This is a genomic window from Demequina sp. NBRC 110055 (genome assembly GCF_002090135.1).
In the GTDB taxonomy this organism is placed as follows: domain Bacteria; phylum Actinomycetota; class Actinomycetes; order Actinomycetales; family Demequinaceae; genus Demequina.
In genome coordinates, this window is the sequence record NZ_BBRL01000008.1 from 44,567 (window position 1) to 63,923 (window position 19,357).

The 19,357-nt window shown below is 69.5% G+C and carries 20 protein-coding genes and 1 tRNA gene; 7 read left to right on the forward strand and 14 right to left on the reverse strand.

The window, feature by feature from the left end; translation table 11 throughout:
- Positions 1-4: 4 nt before the first annotated feature.
- Positions 5-640, reverse strand: a complete 636-nt coding sequence (locus tag B7K24_RS09385; protein WP_234986655.1) for an NADPH-dependent F420 reductase — start codon at positions 638-640, stop codon at positions 5-7.
- 40 nt (positions 641-680) lie between these two features.
- Here B7K24_RS09385 and B7K24_RS09390 point away from each other — a divergent pair, with 40 nt between their 5' ends.
- A complete protein-coding gene (locus tag B7K24_RS09390) occupies positions 681-1,496 on the forward strand; it encodes an HAD-IIB family hydrolase (protein ID WP_159449208.1) in 816 nt (271 codons plus the stop codon).
- 157 nt (positions 1,497-1,653) lie between these two features.
- The gene (locus B7K24_RS09395) at positions 1,654-3,117 is read left to right on the forward strand and encodes an MDR family MFS transporter (RefSeq protein WP_084130086.1); all 1,464 of its coding nucleotides are present in this window, start codon (positions 1,654-1,656) and stop codon (positions 3,115-3,117) included.
- Positions 3,118-3,207: 90 nt separating this feature from the next.
- On the opposite strand, the gene B7K24_RS09400 is transcribed toward B7K24_RS09395, so the two are convergent.
- Complete coding sequence (locus B7K24_RS09400) at positions 3,208-3,729, reverse strand: NUDIX domain-containing protein (RefSeq protein WP_084130087.1); 522 nt, start codon at positions 3,727-3,729, stop codon at positions 3,208-3,210.
- Positions 3,730-3,830: 101 nt separating this feature from the next.
- A complete protein-coding gene (locus B7K24_RS09405) occupies positions 3,831-4,601 on the reverse strand; it encodes an SGNH/GDSL hydrolase family protein (RefSeq protein WP_084130088.1) in 771 nt (256 codons plus the stop codon).
- Positions 4,602-4,698: 97 nt separating this feature from the next.
- Here B7K24_RS09405 and B7K24_RS09410 point away from each other — a divergent pair, with 97 nt between their 5' ends.
- The 5 genes from B7K24_RS09410 (at position 4,699) to B7K24_RS09430 (ending at position 10,932) form a co-directional block, all read left to right on the forward strand.
- Positions 4,699-6,084 (forward strand): sorbosone dehydrogenase family protein, encoded by a 1,386-nt coding sequence (locus B7K24_RS09410; protein WP_084130089.1) that lies wholly within the window; start codon positions 4,699-4,701, stop codon positions 6,082-6,084.
- Positions 6,085-6,094: 10 nt separating this feature from the next.
- Complete coding sequence (locus tag B7K24_RS09415) at positions 6,095-6,577, forward strand: glutathione peroxidase (protein WP_084130090.1); 483 nt, start codon at positions 6,095-6,097, stop codon at positions 6,575-6,577.
- A 102-nt stretch (positions 6,578-6,679) separates the two neighbouring features.
- Positions 6,680-7,726 carry an LLM class flavin-dependent oxidoreductase gene (locus B7K24_RS09420; RefSeq protein WP_084130091.1) on the forward strand — a complete coding sequence of 349 codons (1,047 nt, stop codon included), beginning with the start codon at positions 6,680-6,682 and terminating at the stop codon, positions 7,724-7,726.
- Entirely contained in the window at positions 7,723-8,385 is a 663-nt protein-coding gene (locus B7K24_RS09425; RefSeq protein WP_084130092.1) for an NADPH-dependent F420 reductase, read from the forward strand. The genes B7K24_RS09420 and B7K24_RS09425 overlap by 4 nt, the downstream gene beginning before the upstream one ends.
- Before the next feature lie 153 nt (positions 8,386-8,538).
- Positions 8,539-10,932: a LamG-like jellyroll fold domain-containing protein gene (locus B7K24_RS09430; RefSeq protein ID WP_234986656.1), complete on the forward strand. Its 2,394-nt coding sequence runs from the start codon at positions 8,539-8,541 to the stop codon at positions 10,930-10,932.
- A gap of 68 nt (positions 10,933-11,000) precedes the next feature.
- Here B7K24_RS09430 and B7K24_RS09435 read toward each other — a convergent pair whose 3' ends face one another.
- From B7K24_RS09435 to B7K24_RS09490, 11 genes are all read right to left on the reverse strand, one after another.
- Positions 11,001-11,543, reverse strand: a complete 543-nt coding sequence (locus B7K24_RS09435) for a GNAT family N-acetyltransferase (protein ID WP_084130093.1) — start codon at positions 11,541-11,543, stop codon at positions 11,001-11,003.
- A 90-nt stretch (positions 11,544-11,633) separates the two neighbouring features.
- Positions 11,634-11,706 (reverse strand) — tRNA-Ala (locus tag B7K24_RS09440).
- A gap of 103 nt (positions 11,707-11,809) precedes the next feature.
- A complete protein-coding gene (locus B7K24_RS09445; RefSeq protein WP_084130094.1) occupies positions 11,810-12,415 on the reverse strand; it encodes a histidine phosphatase family protein in 606 nt (201 codons plus the stop codon).
- A complete protein-coding gene (locus B7K24_RS09450) occupies positions 12,412-13,035 on the reverse strand; it encodes a histidine phosphatase family protein (protein WP_084130095.1) in 624 nt (207 codons plus the stop codon). Before B7K24_RS09450 ends, B7K24_RS09445 begins: the two co-directional genes overlap by 4 nt.
- Before the next feature lie 7 nt (positions 13,036-13,042).
- A complete protein-coding gene (rsfS, locus tag B7K24_RS09455) occupies positions 13,043-13,399 on the reverse strand; it encodes a ribosome silencing factor (protein ID WP_084130096.1) in 357 nt (118 codons plus the stop codon).
- Positions 13,399-15,069, reverse strand: coding sequence for a hypothetical protein (locus B7K24_RS13310; RefSeq protein ID WP_144268233.1), 1,671 nt, complete (start codon positions 15,067-15,069; stop codon positions 13,399-13,401). The genes rsfS and B7K24_RS13310 overlap by 1 nt, the downstream gene beginning before the upstream one ends.
- Positions 15,062-15,658 (reverse strand): nicotinate-nucleotide adenylyltransferase, encoded by a 597-nt coding sequence (gene nadD / locus B7K24_RS09475; RefSeq protein ID WP_084130099.1) that lies wholly within the window; start codon positions 15,656-15,658, stop codon positions 15,062-15,064. Before nadD ends, B7K24_RS13310 begins: the two co-directional genes overlap by 8 nt.
- Positions 15,659-15,681: 23 nt before the next feature.
- On the reverse strand, positions 15,682-15,831 hold the full coding sequence (locus tag B7K24_RS13575) for a hypothetical protein (protein WP_200808322.1): 150 nt from the start codon (positions 15,829-15,831) through the stop codon (positions 15,682-15,684).
- A gap of 55 nt (positions 15,832-15,886) precedes the next feature.
- Complete coding sequence (locus tag B7K24_RS09480) at positions 15,887-17,173, reverse strand: glutamate-5-semialdehyde dehydrogenase (protein WP_084130100.1); 1,287 nt, start codon at positions 17,171-17,173, stop codon at positions 15,887-15,889.
- A gap of 74 nt (positions 17,174-17,247) precedes the next feature.
- A complete protein-coding gene (locus B7K24_RS09485; RefSeq protein ID WP_234986657.1) occupies positions 17,248-18,531 on the reverse strand; it encodes a sugar ABC transporter permease in 1,284 nt (427 codons plus the stop codon).
- Complete coding sequence (locus B7K24_RS09490) at positions 18,528-19,280, reverse strand: ATP-binding cassette domain-containing protein (RefSeq protein ID WP_084130101.1); 753 nt, start codon at positions 19,278-19,280, stop codon at positions 18,528-18,530. The genes B7K24_RS09485 and B7K24_RS09490 overlap by 4 nt, the downstream gene beginning before the upstream one ends.
- Between the last annotated feature and the right edge of the window lie 77 nt (positions 19,281-19,357).

Consider the following 19,357-nt stretch of genomic DNA (forward strand, 5'->3'; position numbering starts at 1 on the left):
GAGCCTACCGTGAGCCGCGCGCGCGAGCGACCACGCGTCCTCGCTGGGTGTTCCAGAACCGCTCGAGCATGTCGCGCGCCTCCGCGGCCGTGGCATCGGCCCCAAAGAGCTCTGTACCAGGCTCGAAGCGCATCCCCTCGGCCAGGCCCCCGGCGACTACTGGGTCGTAGCCCAGCGCGTCCACGAGCACCTCCACGAGTTCCAGCGCGCGGCGGTCGTCGCTGGCGACTGCCACCGCGATGCGGTCGGGGTCGCCGGCGGGTCGAGCGAGCTCCTCCAGCGCGTAGCCGGAGAGGTGGTTGAACGCCTTCACCACCCGCGCGCCCTCAAGGAACGCCGCGACGGTCTGCGACGTGGACGTGGTGGGATCGTCGAGGTCGGGGCGCGCGCCGTCGAGCTCCCACCAGTAGTTCATGGCATCGACCACGACGCACCCCGCGAGGTGTCCGGCCGGCAACGTACGGAACTTGCCCAGCGGGACGGCGAGGACCACCGCATCGGCCGCCACCACCTCGTCAACGGGTTCCCCCGAGCCCACCATCGCCACCTCGAGCCCCGCACGCCGGGCGAGGACGGCGATCGCCTTGCCCACGCGGCCGGCTCCCAGGATCCCTACCTTCTGCACCCTCAGACTCGCCACGGGACGTACCGTACGCGACGGCGCGGTTAGGCTGGCGGGCGTGAGCGTGATTTTCCTGGATATCGACGGTACTTACGCCTCCCATGGCGAGGTTCCTCCGGCTCACGAGGAGGCGGTGACGCGGGTGCGCGACAACGGCCATCACGTGCTCCTGTGTACGGGTCGCTCGCGCGCGTCGATCTCGGAGCGCATGCTGGCCGCGGGCTTCGACGGCATCGTCGGCGGCGCGGGCGCGTACGCGGAGGTCGGCGGCGAGGTCATCCACGACGTGTCGTTCCCGCGCGAGCTCGCGGACCGCACCATCGACGTCCTGATGGACCACCGCGCGCAGGTGCTCGTCGAGGCGCCCGAGGCCATTTATGTGCTTCCCGAGGCCGCGGCACTCATGGACCGGCGCGCTCCCGGCGCGGACGCGACGGGAGCGCAGGTGGCCGTCTGGGAAGACCTGCTTGCCGCCCGGCGTGTGGTCGACGACCTCCACGGCCTGGACTTCGCGAAGATCGTCACGCTGTCCGCCGGACGGGATCTGAGCGACATCGTGCCGCTCATCGGCGACGAGGTGGCGGCCGTCGAGACGTCCATCAAGGACCTCGGACGCGGCGCCGGCGAGGTCTACCTCGCGCACATCACCAAGGCCGTCGGCATCCAGGCCGTTCTCGACCACATGGGTTTGACCGCGGCCGATGCCGTCGGGGCGGGAGACGGCCCCAACGATCTCGAGATGCTCGCCATGGTCGGCACCGCCATCGGCATCGAGGGCGGGCATCCCGGCGTCATCGCCGAGGCCGACATCGTGGTGCCGGGTCCCGAGCGGTCGGGTCTGGTGCAAGCCTTTGCCCGGCTCGGCCTCACCTGACATCGACGGGACACTCGCCTGGCCCGCGCCTGGTGTCTCACACTTGCCCTGACCGATGTCGGGGGCTAGTGACACAATGTCATTTGTCCCCGCACCGCTGCGCGCCGTCTGCGTGCCCCCTGTCGCGCCCACGCGCGGTGCCTAGAAAGGCCTCCGCATGACCCAGTCCCCCGCCCGCGCCGCCGCGCCTCAATCCGTGAGTGCGCGCGACGAGCTCGTGATCCGCGTCCTCATCGTCTCCGCGTTCACCGTGATCCTCAACGAGACGATCATGGGCGTCGCGATCCCGCACCTGATGGCGGACCTCGGCATCACCGCCGTCCTCGCACAGTGGCTGACCGCGGCCTTCCTGCTGACGATGGCGATCGTCATCCCCATCACCGGCTTCCTCCTGCAGCGCTTCCCCACGCGCCCGCTGTACATCGTCGCGATGTCGCTGTTTGCCGCAGGCACGTTGCTGGGGGCGCTGGCACCGGGGTTCGAGGTGCTGCTGGTCGCCCGGGTCATTCAGGCGTGCGGCACCGCCGTCATGCTGCCGCTGCTCATGACGACCGTGATCTCGATCGTGCCCGAGCGCGAGCGCGGCCGGCGCATGGGCACGATCGGCATGGTGATCTCGGTCGCGCCCGCCGTCGGACCGACCATCTCGGGACTGATTCTCGCGGTGCTGCCGTGGCGCTACCTGTTCCTGTTCGTGCTGCCCGTGGCGCTCACGGTCCTCGTGTTCGGCATCCTCAAGATGCGCTCGACCAACGAGACCCGTGAGACTCGCATGGACGTGCTGTCCGTGATCCTCTCGGCGTTCGGCTTCGGCGGCATCGTGTTCGGCCTGTCGCGCATCGGCGAATCCGCAGAGTCCGGCGTGGGCTCGGCGCTCGTCGCGGTCGCCGTCGGCGTGGTGGCGCTCGGACTGTTCGTCTGGCGCCAGCTGGTGCTCCAGCGCACCGACTCCGCTTTGCTGGACCTGCGGGTCTTCCGCTCGCGCACGTTCGCCATCGCGTGCGCCATGTTCGTGGTCTGCATGATGGGCCTGTTCGGCGGCATCATCCTGTTGCCCCTGTACACCCAGGGGGTGTTGGGGCTGTCCGTGCTTGCCTCGGGACTCATGCTGCTGCCCGGCGGTCTCGCGATGGGACTGTTGGCGACGCCGATTGGCCGGGCCTACGACCGCATCGGGCCCCGGCCTCTGCTCATCCCCGGCACCGCCCTTGTCTCGGCCGCGCTGTGGATCCTCGCGCTGTCGCTGACCGCCACCACGCCATGGTGGGTGGTGCTTGCCGCACACGTGGTCTTGAGCCTCGGCCTCGCGCTCGTGTTCACGCCGCTGTTCTCGGCGTCCCTGGGATCGCTGCCCAAGAAGCTGTACTCGCACGGCTCCGCGATGGTGTCCACGCTGCAGCAGGTCGCGGCCGCCGCCGGCACCGCGCTCTTCGTGTCCACCATGTCGGCCATCGCCCTGACGCGCCTCGACGAGGGTGCGACCGAGATCGTCGCCCAGGCCGCCGGCATCCGCACCGCGTTCATGGTGGGTGCGATCCTCGCGATGGGCGGCATTGTGCTGGCGATGTTCGTCCAGCGCCCCGAGCACTCCGACGGCGACGCTCCCGTCGCGGCGCACTAACCCCCTTGCGCGACGGGGATCCACTTCGCTGCTCTCAGGCCCTCGAGCAGCAATAACGCACCTCCAGGGCGTCGCGACGGCGGGCGTGGCTCAGAACTCGAACTCGGCCACGTCATCGCCTCGCAAAGCCGCGGCCACCCGCACCGTCATGTCCTCACTCATCGTGGGCATAGCGGTGACGGGGAACCATGCGGCCTCGAGGTTCTCGCCGTCGGCCGGGTGCGGCTCTCCGCTGACGTAGGCGAAGCGGAACGTCAGGTCGAGGTACTGCGAACGGTCGCCGTTGTCGTAGGTGATCTCTGGCGTGACTCCCACGCGCACGAGAGCCTGCGGCACGGCGACGACGTTTGCCTCCTCGAGCACTTCGCGCGCTCCCGCCACGGCCGGGTGCTCACCGGGGTCGATGATCCCGGTGACGGGCGTCCACGCGCCGGTGTCGGCGCGGCGCACCAGCAGGATTTCGCGGGAGGTCGGCGCGTCAGGCGCCGCCGACCTCCCGTCGGCCCCAGCGGATGCCGCATCTCGAAGAACCACCGCGGTGACGCCGGAGAGCCACAGCATCTCGGTCCCGATCTTCTCGCGCAGGGACAGGATGAAGTCGGGGGTCGCCATGCGCCCAGGCTAGCGGCGAGTTCCGTTCATGGGACATGAGTGTCGTTCTCGGGCGCTTTCCGACCCTCATCTCCCGCCAGGAGGCGCAGGCCACCCACGCGCTAAGCCTGCTCGACGGCTTCCGGCTCGATCCGCACCCAGTCCGCGAACTTGGCAGAGCGCCCGTCGCCGGACGAGCGCCGAGTCAGACGCCGCCCGATCCACGGCAACACATAGGTCGCGTAGTAGCGCGCCTCGACCAGCACGCCGGTGGGCGCCTGGTGATCGGCCTCAAGCGACGGCAACTCCGTCGGCACGCCGAGTGCGGTCAGCAAGCGCGCTGCCACGCGGCGGTGGCCCAGCGCATTGAGGTGCAGGCGATCAGGCGCCCAGTAGCCAGCCCGCCGCATCTCCTCGTCCCCGTAGTTGTTCACGAACGTGACGTGCTCGTACGTGGCCTCGAGCTCGGTCAGCATGTCCGTGAAGACGCTGACCCGCGAGCGCAGCATCTCGCCGCGCGGCAGGCCCGCCGTGGGGTCGGCGCCGGTCTGCAGCACGAGCTTGACGCCCTCCTGCTCGGTGCGTGCCACCACACGGTGCGTGAGCCGCACGATGTCGTCGCGGTCAAAGCCGGGCCGCATCATGTCGTTGCCGCCGCCGTTGAAGGCGAGGACGTCGGGCCGGGGACTGAGCGCCAGCGCGGGCTCGAGTTGCTCGTCGACGATGGGCCGGATGAGCCGGCCCCTGATGGCAAGGTTGGCGTAGTCGACGTCCTCGTTGAGTCCGGTGGCCAGTCCGGCGGCCACGAGGTCCGCCCAGCCGCGCACCGCGCCGCCGTCGAGTTCGTCTCCCACTCCTTCGGTGAAGCTGTCACCGATCGCCACAAAACGCATGACTCTCACCATAAACCCGCAGGACAGCACCCCTCAGCGTTGACCGGGGTCCTGTCCGGACCACCCAGGCTTCGCGGGGTTCACGTACGGTCAGTCAATGGCACGATTCCCGCTCCGCACGGCCGTCCTGATCTCTGCCGTCGCGCTGACCGCCTGCACGGGAGGCAATGACACACCCGTCACGACGGCCGATGCCACGGGGCAGCCGTCAGCGACCTCGCCCTCCGCCGCCGCACCCACCGGCGCGCCGACGGGATCGCCGACCTCCTCACCGTCGACGTCGGCGCCCGAACTTTCCCGCCTGGCATCGACGCCACTGAGCGCGGCCGGTGACGTGAACGCCGGCGATGCCGAGGGCCGAGAGGTCACGATCCCTGAGGGGTGGACCGCCGAGGTCTGGGCGGATGTCCCCGGTGCGCGGCTCGCAGCCTGGTCGCCGGACGGGCGACTTCTGGTCTCCACGGGTGATCGCGGCGATGTCGTCGCTCTCACCCCCTCGCGCGGCGCAGCTCCCACTCAGACGACCGCCCTGGAGGGCCGCGACAACCCGCAGGGGCTCGCGTTCGCTGAGGTCGGCGGGCGCGAGATGCTCGTCCTGGGCGAGCGGACCAGGATCGTCGCCTTCGACTACGCGAACGGAACAGTTCGGGACGAACACACCCTCACCGATGGACTGCCGGGCACGGGTCACGGCTCCAAGGCGGTCGTGGTCGATGGCGACCACGTGTTCTTCAGCCTAGGCTCGGAGTCTAACCGCGACCCCGCCGACCGCGAGGGCGACCCCGAACGTGCCGTGATCGCCAGCGTGCCCCTCGCCGGCGGCGAGCACAGCGTGGTGGCCCGCGGCGTGCGCAACGGCTTCGGGCTCGACGTCGCCCCCGACGGGTCCCTGTGGACCGCCGTGAACCAGGCGGACAACCAGCCCTACCCCTTCGAGGGCGACGCGTACGGCACCGTGGTGCGCGACTACGTCAACGAGAATCCGGTCGAGCAACTCACGCGCATCGACGAGGGCACCGACCTCGGCTGGCCCTATTGCGTGCCCGACTCGCGCGACGGGACGACGGCGCTCCCGTATGTGAATGATCCCCAGCACAACTCCGACGGCGAGCGCCTCGACTGCGCCTTACTCGCCCCGACTGCGGTGGGACTGCCCTCCCACAGCGCACCCCTCGGCCTGGCCTTTACCCAGGGCACCTCCCTCGAGAACACCATCGGTACGGGTGCGCTCATCGCCATGCACGGATCGTGGAACCGCGAACCCCCGCGCGAGCCGTCGGTGGCCTTCTCAGCATGGGACGCCGCCACCGCGACCCTCGCACCGCCCACCACCCTCATGTCGGGCTTCCAAGACGACGACGGCTCCCGCTGGGGCCGCCCCATCATGGCCGTCCCCGGTCCGGATGGCGCGATCTACGTGACAGACGACCAGGCGGGGCTGGTCTACCGCATCGGCCCTGGGCAAGGCGCCGACGGCATGTGAGGATGACCTCATGCCTACGCTCACCGACTTTTCCGCCACCGCCCTCGACGGCTCGGAGCACGACCTCGCGCAGCACGCGGGCGAGGTCGTGCTGGTGGTCAACACCGCGTCCAAGTGCGGCTTCGCTCCGCAATTCGCGGGGTTGGAGAAGCTCCACCGCCAGTTCGCGGACCAGGGCTTCTCGGTGCTGGGCTTCCCGAGCAACCAGTTCAAGCAGGAGCTCGCGGACGCGGACCAGGTGGCCGACTACTGCCAGAAGAACTACGGCGTCACGTTCCCGATGTTCGCCACGGTCGACGTCAACGGGAAGAACGCGCACCCCGTGTTCCAGTGGCTGCGCTCGGAGGCCGGCGGCGCACTCGGCAACGCCGTGAAGTGGAACTTCACCAAGTTCCTGGTGGGTCGCGACGGCCACGTCATCAAGCGGTACGCGCCGGCCACGGAGCCCGAGCAGATCGCGGCGGACATCCAGGCGGCACTGTCCGCCGAGTAGGCCGGCGTTGCCCCGACGAGAGGCGCCGGGAATACATCGCGCGCCCGGTACGCTTCTTAGTTGACGCCTCAACAACCAGGCGTCGGCGAGGAGCACCATCCCATGACTGACGTGCAGTTCGGCATCGAGACGTTCGGCGACATCGCGAGCCACGACTCGGGCGAGACCATGTCGCACGCGGCCGCCATCCGCCAGGTGGTCGAGGAGGCCGCGCTGGCCGACCAGATCGGCATCGACGCCGTCGCACTCGGCGAGCACCACCGCTCCGACTTCGCCATCTCGTCTCCCGAGATGGTGCTCGCGGCCATCGCGTCGCGCACCGAAAAGGTGTCGCTTGGCTCCGCAGTGACGGTGCTGAGCTCGGACGACCCCGTCCGCGTCTTCCAGCGCTTCTCGACCCTCGACGCAGTGAGTAACGGGCGCGCCGAGGTCATCCTGGGCCGTGGCTCCTTCACCGAGTCCTTCCCGCTGTTCGGCTACGACCTCGCGGACTACGAGGTGTTGTTCGAGGAGAAGATCGACCTCTTCTCTCAGCTCCTCACCGAAAAGCCCGTCACGTGGGAGGGCACCAAGCGTGCCGCGCTGCACGAGGCCGACGTCTACCCCAAGACCGACTCCGGCTCCCTCACCACCTGGGTGGGCGTGGGCGGCTCCCCCCAGTCGGTGGTCCGCACGGCGCATTACGGCTTCCGGCTCATGCTCGCGATCATCGGCGGCGCCCCCGAGCGCTTCGCACCCTACGTGGACCTGTACCGGCGCGCCACCGAGCAGTTCGGCACCACCGCCCACCCCGTCGGGATGCACAGTCACGGCTTCATCGCCGCCACCGACGAGGAGGCGCGCGAGTCCTACTTCCCCGGCTACAAAGCCATGCGCGACCGCGTAGGCGCGGACCGCGGCTGGCCGCCCATGACACGCGCCGAGTTCGACGCGGAGGTCGAACACGGCAGCCTGTACGTGGGCTCGCCCGGGACGGTCGCCGCCAAGATCGCCGCGGCCATCCGCGCCGTCGACGCCGGACGTTTCGACCTCGTCTACACCGGCGGCGGGGCGATGCCGGCCAGCCAGCGGATGCGTGCCGTCGAGCTCTACGGCACCACGGTCATCCCGCGCGTGAAGGACCTGCTGGCCGAGGGAGGCGCCCGATGACCCCGCTGCAGGTCCGCACCGTCGGCATCCTGGGTGCAGGCAAGCTCGGCACCGTGCTCGCGCGCCTGGCGGTGGCCGCGGGCTACGACGTCCTCATCGCCGGCTCGCGCGACGCGGAACGCATCTCGCTCACCATCGACGTCCTCGCCCCGGGCGCGATCGCGACGACGGCCGATGCCGTGGTCGCCGAGTCCGACCTCGTCATCCTCGCGCTTCCCTTGGGTCGCTTTCACGAGCTCGACCGTGACGCGCTGGCGGGCCGCATCGTCGTCGACGCGATGAACTACTGGTGGGAGGTCGACGGCGAGCGCGCGGACCTCACCGACCCGCGCACCACGTCGAGCGAGATCGTCGCGCGCCACCTCCCCGGCGCCAAGATCGTGAAGGCCCTCAACCACATGGGCTATCACGACCTCGACGAGGGCCACCGGCCCGCCGGTGACCCCGCACGCACCGCGATCGCCATCGCGGGTGACGACGACGTCGCCGTCACCACCGTCGCACGTCTCGTCGACTCCCTCGGCTTCGAACCCCTCCGCATCGGCGGCCTTCACGCGGGGCGTGCGCTGCAGCCCGGCATGCCGGCCTTTGGCGCCAACACCGACGCGCGTGCGCTGGTGGGATTGGTCGAGGCCGCGAGCCAGACGCAGCCCGCCTAACAACGCCACCAGGGGGGAACCCCCGAGAGTTGCACCTGAGTTTTACATCGTTGTACAGTCCCGCTTGAGGCATGTCGAGGAGAGGTCGACCGTCTTGCGAGCGCATCGCCGCGTTCGCGCCTAGCACTGTCCAATGATGAACAGGAGACCCTCGTGGCCATCCCACGTCTCACTCGCCCCGGCGCCCTCGCCGTGGGCGCCTCCACCGGCCTCGTGGCGCTTGGCGCCGCGGCCCTCTTTACCGGGGCGACCGCGGCATCGGCCGCACCCAAGGGCGACCCCGCCTCCCCCACCTACACCGACGTCACCGTCCACGACCCCTCGGTCGTCACCGACGGCGACGACGTGTGGGTCTTTGGCTCGCACGGGGCGTCGGCGCACACCACCGACCTCATGAACTGGACCCAGCACTCGATCGACCTGTCGCAGTCCAGCAACAACCCGCTCTTCGACGACGTCGACGCGGAGCTCGCCGAGACCTTCGAGTGGGCGCAAACCAGCACGCTGTGGGCCGCGGACGTCATCGAGCTGCCCGACGGCACCTTCGCGATGTATTACAACGCGTGCAAGGGCGACTCGCCGCGCTCGGCGCTCGGCCTTGCCACCTCGGACACCGTCGACGGCGGCTACGAAGATCAGGGCATCCTGCTGAAGTCCGGCATGTGGGACCAGGAGTCGGAGAACCCCGGCGAGATCTACGACGCCACCGTCCACCCCAACGCCGTGGACCCTGACGCGTTCTACGACGGCGAGGGCCACATGTGGATGGTGTACGGCTCGTACTCGGGCGGCATCTTCATCCTCAAGCTCGACCCCGAGACCGGCGTGCCGCTGCCTGACCAGGGCTACGGCAAGCACCTCGTCGGCGGCAACCACTCGCGCATCGAGGCGCCGACCATCCGTTACGACGAGACCACGGGCTACTACTACCTGTTCCTGTCGTTCGGTGGGCTCGACGCGAACGGCGGCTACGACGTGCGCGTGGCCCGTTCGACCAGCCCGGACGGCCCCTACCTCGATGCCGAGGGCAACGACATGGCCGAGGTCGCTGGCGCGGAGGGCACCATCTTCGACGACGCCTCAATCCAGTCCTACGGCGTGAAGGTCATGGGCGGCTACGAGTTCCCGCGCGAGCTAGGCGACCCCGGCACGGGCGACGGCACCGGCTACGTCTCCCCCGGCCACACCTCCTGGTATGACGACCCCGACACGGGCCAGTCGTACATGGTGTTCCACTCGCGCTTCCCCGGTACCGGCGAGATGCATGAGGTCCGCGTGCACCGCATGGAGATGACCGAGGACGGCTGGCCGGTGGTGCTGCCCACGCGCTACGCGGGCGAGTCCGTCACCAAGATCACGCGCGCCGATGTGGTGGGCGACTGGCAGGTCGTCGATCTCGGCAAGGACATCACCGCCGAGCCTGCACTGCCCACGAACGTCCACCTCTCGAAGAACGGCACCCTGTCGGGCGGCCTGGTGGGCGGCTGGAAGCTCATGGGTCACGACCGCGCACAGCTGACGACGGCTGAAGGCACCCTCGAGGGCGTCTTCGCGCGCGGCTGGGACGAGGCCACCCAGGAGTGGACCACCACCTTCTCGGTCCTCACCGACAATGGCGCCTCGCTGTGGGGCCGCCAGGTGGACACCGTGGATGCGGCCGATGCCGTGGCCGCCGTGATCGCCGACCTCACCTTGGGTGACACGTCAGCCGTGGTCGCCGACCTCGACCTGCCCACCACCGGCACGTCGGGCACCACGATCGCTTGGGTCTCCTCCGACCCCGCCATCGTCACCGCCGAGGGCGACGTCACGCGTCCTGCTGCGGGGTCGCCCGACGCGGTCGTCACGCTCACGGCCACGGTATCCAACGGCGACGTGGTCGACACGGTCGAGTTCGAGGTCACCGTCACAGCGCGTGCCCTCGGCGGCACCGTCGGCACCTGGTCCTTCGAGGACACCCTTGCCGACAACGCGGGTGCCCTGGCCGAGCCCACCGTCACGGGCAACCGGGCCGACACCACCGGGGGTGCGGTGTCTTACGTCGCCGACGGCGTGAGCGGCTCGGCACTGCACCTGGACGGCACGGCAGGGGTGCGTCTTCCGGATGGCCTGGTTCATCAGGGCGACACCTACTCGGTGAGCCTGTGGCTTCGCCCCGAGGCACTGACGCAGTTCACGTCGGCGTTCTTTGCCGGCAGCACGGCGAGCCAGTGGTTCTCGGTCATGCCGCGCAATTGGGACAGTCAGACCATGCTGTGGACCGACATGAACGGGGTCCGCTACAACGGCCTCACCGGCCAGTCGATCCCCATCGGCGAATGGACCCACGTGGCGGTTACGGTCGACCAGGGAGAGGTCGCCGTCTACCTCGACGGCGAGCTCGTTCATCAGGGCGCCGACTTCCCGAACGTGCTCACCAGCCCCTCCGCGTTCTTCGCGCTGGGCGTCAACTTCTGGGACGCCCCGTTCCAGGGAGACATCGATGAGCTGACCGTGACCACGGCGACGCTGACCGCTGAGGAGGTCGCGGCGCTCGCGGGCGCCTAGGCGCCACCACGCACGAGGCACCGGGGGTCGGTGCGGTGGACGACCACCGCACCGACCCTCCGCCTGTCCTAGTCCTCGAGCAGGCGTTGGAACAGCACGTGGTCCTGCCATCGTCCGGCGATCTGCAGGTAGCGCGGCGCGAGGCCGATGCGCTCGAAGCCGGCGCGTTCCAGCACCCGTTGCGACGCGCCGTTGTGTACGAGGGTCGCCGCCTGCAGCCGGTGAAGGCCGAGTGCGTCACGCGAGAAGTCAGCAATCGCGCCGACCGCGGCGCTCATCAGTCCGTGGCCCGTCCACCCGGCATCGAGCCAGTACCCCAGATTGGCGCTGAGAAACGGTCCGCGCACGATGTGAGAGACGGTGGCCTGGCCGATGATCTCGGCACCAGCCACGAGCACGAACGCGGCGGCGCTATTCGTGGACCATTGGGCGCGCATCTCCGCCACGAAGGCCTCTTGACGTACCGGCGTGGTGTGGTCGGGCTCACGCACGGGGTCCCAGGGCGCGAGGTGCTCAGCGTTGAGCGCGAGTGCTGTAGCAAGCGCCTCGCCGTCACCGGGCTCCACCAGGCGCAGGCTGACACCGTGAGCGAGCGTGATGGGGGTCGTCATGGGGCGATCGTAACGACCCCTGGCACCGCCAACAGAAGCGAAAAGCCGCCCCGAAGGGCGGCTTTTCTACGATGCTGTCTCAACACATCGTGGAGCTGAGGGGACTCGAACCCCTGACCCCCTGCATGCCATGCAGGTGCGCTACCAGCTGCGCCACAGCCCCGTGATCTTGCGATCCCGTGCCCCTGAGGGCGAATGAAATACTAGCCCAGATCTCGACAGAAACCTAATCCGTCCCCTGGGCCACGGCATCGGCCCCGAAAACCCTAGGGGGCGCCCAGCCCGTAGTGCTCGAGATGCCAAGCGCCGGACTCCACCTGCGTCACGACGGACCACGAGGCGTGAGGCACGTGGCCGAGGATTCTCGACGTGGGCTCCTGTCCGATGAGGTCGAGCAGGCCCAGCATGATCGCCGATCCGTGGCTCACCACCACGACCGGGTCGTCCTCGCCCGCGAGCGAGCGTAGGCCCGCACCCACGCGTGCGGCCACGTCGGCGGCCTTGCCCCAGCCCTCGATCTCCGGGTCTTCGCCGCGACGCCGGGCCGCGAGCTGGTCGGGCCACTCGTGCGCGATCTCATCCCACGTGAGGCCTTCCCAGATGCCGTAGGAACGCTGAGCAAAGGCGGGATCGGTCTCGATGGACACGTCGGAATCCACGAGGGCGGCGAGCGCCTCAGCCGATTCCCGGGCGCGTGCGAGGGGCGACGACACGATCCGCGCGGGGTACCCGTGTGTGTCGATGAGGATGCGCCCCGCCGCGGCGGCCTGGGCTCGTCCCGCGTCGCCCAGCGGGATGTCGAGCCCGCCCTGCAGACGGCCCTCGGCGTTATACGCGGTGCGGCTGTGACGCCACAAGATCAGCGTGGTCATGCGGCGGCCACCGTCGCCGCGGTCACGTGGTGACGCTCGAGGGTCCAGTCCCCGCGCGAGCGGCGCGTCAGCTGAGCCCAGGCCGCATTGCCGAGGTTCCCGATGGTGCGGTGTTCGAGCGGCAGGTCGAGCAACCCGTGGATGCCGACCCGCAGGCAGCTGCCGTGGGCGAAGGCGACCAGGGTCGAGCCCGCCGCCTCGGCCTGGTCGGCCCAGTCCTCGAGCCCGGCGACCATACGGGCCTGGACGATGTCGTGGTTCTCGAAGCCCTCGACGGGTGCGTCGCCATGGGTCTTCCACATCACCACCTCCTCGGGCCAGCCCGCCTCACGCTCCTCGGGAGTGATGCCCTCCCACGCGCCGTACGCGCGCTCACGCAAGCGGTCGTCGGTGTGGACGTCGACGCCCAGCCGGTCGCCGAGCGCATGCGCAGTGTGAAGCGCGCGCTCGAGCGGCGAGGCGACGATGAGAGGCGCCTCACCGACGCGGATGGCGAGCGCGGCCGCGGCCGTTTCGGCCTGCTCGCGCCCGAGGTCGGTCAGTGGGACGTCGGACGAGCCCTGGAGCAGGCCCTCGACGTTCCACTGGGTCTGGCCGTGGCGCACGAGGAAGACCTGCACGACAGGCTTACGCGTCCAGGGAGACGACCGGGCAGTCCTTGTAGAGACGCTCGAGGTCGTAGTAGACGCGCTCCTCTTCGTGCATCACGTGCACGTAGATCTCGGCGAAGTTGAGGACGATCCATCGGCCCTCGCGCTTACCTTCGCGGGCGATCGCCTTCGAGCCGCGCTCGAGCATCTCGTCCTCGATGGCGTCCGCGACGGCCGAGACCAAACGCTCGTTGCTCGCCGAGGCCAGCACAAAGATGTCGGTCAAGGGCGTCTGCTGCGTGACGTCGAGGGCGAGGATGTTCTCGGCCTTCTTGTCGGCTGCTGCGGCCGCGGCGGCGCGCGCCAACTCGATTGCTCTGTCTGTTGCTGTCATCATCCCAACTCTGCCACGTTCCACACGACCACACCGAGGACGAAGGCCACGGCACCGAGGACGGCCACCTGTGCCCATCCAAAGTGCCTGACTCCGCCCGCGGGTCCCAGGTCGGGACGCTCGCGGCGTTCTACTTCGATTTGACCGGTCGGCACCGGCTCGACCGGCGCAAACTCGCCCGTCTGGGTCGAGGTCAACGGCCTGACACCCGACAAGTCGGGCCGCGGCAGCGGCTCGCTCTCGAGCTCGTCGACATCCACGTCGACGTCCACCTGCTCGGTGACCTGCGGGATCGCGGTGCTGGACAGCGGGTGCGTGTCCCACACGGACGGCACAGCGGCCGGGAGCACCGACGACACCGGCGCGAAGGCAGGCGAGGCTTCGCTGGGGGCCGATGCCGAGTATGCCGAGTTCGCCGGCGTGACCGGGAACGCCCCCGTGCCAACGATCGCGTCGAAGGAGGGCTGCTCGGCCGGCTCCGGGTCTGCGGGAGCTTGTTTGGCCTCGACGGCGGCAGCGGCGTCCGCTTCAGGGGCCGATGCCGTGGTGGGCGACGCGGTCACACTCGCCCAGGTGGGAGTGAGGGGTGCGTTCTCGTGTCCAATGTGGTCCACCGCTTCTGCGTCGTCCGGCGCGTGCCGGTCGTCTGCGGCTGCGGCGGCGCTTGCCGCTGCGACGCCGCCCGCGGCCGTCGCCACCCATGGCGCCGGGCTGACGGGCTCGGGCTCGGGCTCGGGCTCGGGCTCGGGCTCGGGCTCGGGAGCAGCGTCGTCGATGTGTTCGTCGGCGTCGCCCTGGTCGGGCGCGCCGGCGCTCTCAACCTCGGCGGCGGCCTGCTCGGCCTGCTGCTCCATGAGGCGGCGCTGCAGCGACCCCGGCGGGAAAAGCGCCTCAAACATCTCGGGCGACATGCCCGGAGGCATCCCCAGCGGCGCCGCGGGAGACTCGTCGACCTCAGCCTGGGGCTCGTCGGCCGCCTCAGCCTCGGGCTCGGGCTCGGGCTCGGGCTCGGGCTCGGGAGAGTCGACCTCTGCCTGCTCCGTGACGTCCGTGACGGCCTCGGGGATAAGGGATGCGCGCACGGGCACGTCGGCGGAGTCGGCATCGGCGTCCGAAGTATCGGCACCTTCGTCGGGGGTCTCCTCCGCAAGCGGTGTGCCCCAGGGCTCCTCGGGAGCGGACGCCTCGTCGTGCACGGCTTCGTTCGCCTGCGCGGCGTCGTCCGGGTCCTCGACCTCGGTGAAGGGGGCTTCCTCGTCTTCGTCCTCGACGGCATCGGCTGCGGGAGCGTCGGTCGCCGCTTCGGGGTCCTCCGGCTCCTGCGCCACAGGCTCATCGATGACAGGCTGCGCGGCGGTCTCGGCCTCGCGCTGGGCCGCCTCCGCACGCTCGCGCTCGACGCGCTCCTGCTCGGCAATGCGTTCGGGGGTCATGGCAGGGATCTGCCCGGTGGCGAGCATCTCCTCTTCCGCCGTCCACGTCTCGACGGGGCTATTGAGGCGCTCGAGGCGGCGGCGCTCGCGACGGCTGAGCAGGGCGCCCTCAGTCAACGGCATGCCAGCCGTGTCCAGGCCCGCTTCCAGCGGCGTCGTGTCCTCGGTGCGTGCGGCGTCGCGCATTTCCTGCGCGCGTCGCTCACGGCGTGAGAGCGGTCGGCTCTCGTCAGTCATCCATTCCTCCCGCGTACAGGTCATGCTTCGCGATGTAGTCGGCGACCGCCCGTGGCACCAGGTAGCGGATCGGCGCACCCGTCCTCACCCGGCGGCGGACATCGGTCGAGGATACCGCCATCGCCGGGACTTCTACCAGCGTGTGTGGCATATCCAGGTCGGGCAGCGAATGACCCGGGCGGGTCACACCAATGAAACGCGCGAGAGACGTCAAACGCTCCGCGTCTTTCCACTCGTGCAGGCGCGCCAGGGCGTCTGACCCGGTGATGAAAAACAACTCGGCGTCGGGGGCCTGCGCGTGCAGATCAGTCAGGGTGTCCAGCGTGTAGGTCACTCCCCCGCGGGCGATGTCCACGTCGGAGACGTCCAAGCGATCGTCTCCCTCGACTGCAAGTCGGCACATCGCGAGGCGGTGCTCCGGCGCGGCGGCGAGCCGGTCCAACTTGAAGGGTTGGCTGTGAACAGGAACCAGCAACACCTGATCGAGGTCGAGCGCGGCCGCAACCTCGGAGGCGGCAGCGAGGTGGCCGTGGTGAATGGGGTCGAACGTGCCACCCAGGACGCCGATGCGGCGCTGAGAATGAGGCACGGAAACGACGACCGCGGCGACTGTTAGTGGCGCGTGGAGATGCTACGGAAGGCGTACGTGATGCCCAGCAAACCCATCAGCGCGCCGAACGCGATCAGGCCGAAGACCGGCGCCGGAAAAGGCAACTCGTTGACGACGTGCTCGGCGGCCTCGGCAAGGATGACGGTGCTCACTGGTGGGACTCCCTCTCGTAACGTTGCGTGCGATTATTCCACGGTCGCGGCGCGCTTAGGGGCGCACGTGGCCGTCGCCGTAGGCGATCCACTTGGTGGTCGTCAGCTCGGCCAGACCCATCGGCCCGCGTGCGTGCAGCTTTTGCGTAGAAATACCGATCTCCGCCCCCAGGCCAAACTGTGCGCCATCGGTGAAACGGGTCGACGCGTTCACCATGACCGCGGCCGTGTCGAGGCGCGACGAGAACTGCTCGGCGGCGCCGATGTCGTCGGTCACGATGGCCTCGGTATGGCCCGTGGAGTACCGCTGAATGTGCGCGATGGCCTCGTCCAGGTCGTCGACCACCTTCACCGCGATATCGAGGCTCAGGTATTCGGTGGCCCAGTCCTCGTCCGTGGCGGCGACCGTCGGGACTCCTTCTGGGGCGAGGGCCGATGCCGCGGCGTCAGCGTGGAGCACCACGTTCGCCTCGTGCAGGGCGGCCAGCACGGCCGGTAGCACGGCGGCTGCGGCGTCGCGGTGAACCAGGAGGGTCTCGGCCGCATTGCACACTCCGACGCGCTGCGCCTTGGAGTTGAGCACGATCTCGACGGAGCGCTCACGCGGCGCGGTGGCGTCAAGGTAGACGTGGCAGTTGCCCTCACCGGTCTCGATGGCAGGCACGGTGGAGTCACGCACCACGGCCTGGATGAGGTCGCGCCCGCCGCGCGGTACTAGGACGTCGACCAGCCCGCGCGCGTTCATCAGCACCCGTGCACCCTCACGGCCGAACGCGTCGATGGACTGCACGGCGTCGCGCGGCAGGCCCGCGGCCTCAAGCGCATCTTGCAGCACCGCGACGATGACCTCGTTGGAGCTGGCTGCGGCGGAGCCTCCGCGCAGGACGGCCGCGTTGCCCGACTTCAGCGCGAGCCCGGCCGCGTCGACGGTCACGTTGGGACGCGCCTCGTAGATCATCCCGACCACGCCCATGGGCACGGCCTTCTGGATCAGCCGCATGCCGTTGGGCAGGGTGGAGCCCCGCTTGACCTCTCCCACCGGGTCGGGCAGCGCCGCGAGGTAGCGCAGCGCGTCCGCGATGGCGCCGATGCGCTCCTCGGTCAGCGCCAAGCGGTCCAGCAGACCCGGCGACATATCGTGGGCGCGCCCGCGAGTGAGGTCCTGCCCGTTGGCCTCGATGATGCGCGGCGCCTGCGCCACGAGCGCATCGGCCATCGCCTCGAGGGTGGCGTCCTTCACCGTGCGGGTCGCGGTCGCGAGCGCACGCGAGGCCACCTTGGCACGCTGGCATGCCTCGAGGACGGAACGCTCGACGTCGGCAGAAATCGCGGTGTCGGTCATGGACCCGAGTCTAGTCAGCGTCCAGCTCGTGTCGGGGAGGGACGCCCACCGGGCACCCCTCCCCGACGCGGCCGCTACGTGACAACGACACCACCCGAGCGACGTCGCGCCAGAGCGTCGACGGTGGCGGCGAGAATCAGCACCCCGCCCGAGACCGCCAAGACGGTGCCCGCGGGAAGCCCCAGCAGGCCCATGCCGTTTTGGATGGTCGCGATCACCAGAGCACCGATGATGGCGTGCACCAGGCGTCCGCGCCCGCCGAAGAGGCTCACGCCTCCGACGACGGCCGCTGCCACACCGGACAGGACGATCTCGCGCCCCATGCCGGCATCGGCCGAACCGACGCGGGAGACGTAGAACAGTCCCGCCAGCACCGCCACGGTGGAACACAACACGAAGGCCGTCCATCGCACGGCCGTCACGTTGATGCCGGCCCTGCGCGCCGCTTCGCGGTTGCCTCCGATCGCGTAGAGGTAACGGCCGTAGCGCGTGCGGTCCAACAAGAACGTCGCGATCATCGCGAATCCCAGGACGACGGGCACGACGATGGGCACGCCTCGGATCGGGATGGCCCCGCTGCCGCGGTCCTGGCTGAGGAACCACACGGCGGCCACGCCCACGACGGCGATGCCCGCGAGCTTGGCGAGCATGATTGATATGGGCGGGTTGGGAGCGCCCGCGGCACGACGTCGCGCTCGGTCCCACAGGGCGACGCCTGCGAGCAGCGCGAGGACTCCGACCAGCATGAGCCACCCGGCCCACACCGGCAGGTTGGAGGTGTTGAGGGCCTTCACCGGTGCGGGGATAAGTCGGTACGCGCCGGCGTCGCCGATGATGACGAGCAGCACTCCTTGAAGGCCCAGGAACATGCCGAGTGTCACAACGAAGGACGGGATGCCGACCCGTGCGACGAAGAATCCGATGAATCCACCGATCGCGAGGCCGATGCCAAGCGCGATCGCGAGTGCAAGGGGCCATGAGAGTCCGTCGGGTTGGGTCAACCTCACAAAGGAGGCCATCGAGACGCCGAAGGTAACACCCGCGGACAGGTCGATCTCTCCCAGCAACAACACGAACACGAGGGCCATGCCTAGCATCACGAGCGGCGCAGCCTGGGTGAGCAGGTTCGCCATGTTGCGTTGCGACAGGAACAGGTCGTGGGCGAACCCGAACACGATGAACAGCACCACCAGACCGCCGATGGCGGGCAGGGCTCCCATCTCGCCGCCACGGACACGGCGCACGTACGCACGGAAGTGGTCACGGACGCCGTCCTCCATGCCCTTGCCCAGCAGGCTGTCCTCGGGCCGGGCCTGGGCGGCCTCGCGCGCCACCGGATTGTCGACGTTCGCGCTCACGCCACCGCCTCCATCGTCTTGGTGCCCGTGATGTAGCCCACCACGTCTTCGCGGGTGGTCTTGGCGACCTCGACCCGCGCGGTCATGGTCCCGAGGTAGAGGACGGAGACGTCGTCGGCGACCTCGAACACGTCCTGCAGGTTGTGGGAAATCATGATGACCGCCACCCCGTGATCCGCGAGCCGGCGCACCAGCGCGAGCACCTGGGCGGTCTGGGCGACGCCCAGCGCCGCCGTGGGCTCATCGAGGATGACGACCGAGGCCTGCTTCACGACGGCACGCGCGATCGCCACGGTCTGACGCTGTCCACCCGACAGCGACGACACCTTCTGGCGCAGCGACTTCACGGTCTTGACGGAGAGCGACTGGAGGGCGGCCGCGGCCTCGACCTCCATCTGGCCCTCCTCGAAGGTGCCGAGCCGGCGCTCCTCGCGTCCCAGGAACATGTTCTGGACGATGTCGAGGTTGTCGCACAGCGCAAGGTCTTGGTACACGACCTCGATGCCATGTTTGGCGGCGTCACGCGGGTGACCGAGGTGCACGCGCTCGCCCTCGAAGAGCACCTCGCCGCCGTCGTAGGGCTGCACGCCGGCGAGGCCCTTGATGAGGGTGGACTTGCCGGCGCCGTTGTCGCCGACGAGAGCGGTCACGCGGCCGGCGTGTGCCGCGAAGTCCACCCCCTTGAGTACGTCGACGGGCCCGAAGGACTTCGTGACCGCCCGTAACTCGATGATCGGTTGGTTCCCCATGCACACTCCTTTGTGAGTCAAGGTGGGCGGCCGATGCCGTGGTCACCCACGGCATCGGCCCTCGTCATGCCGCGAGT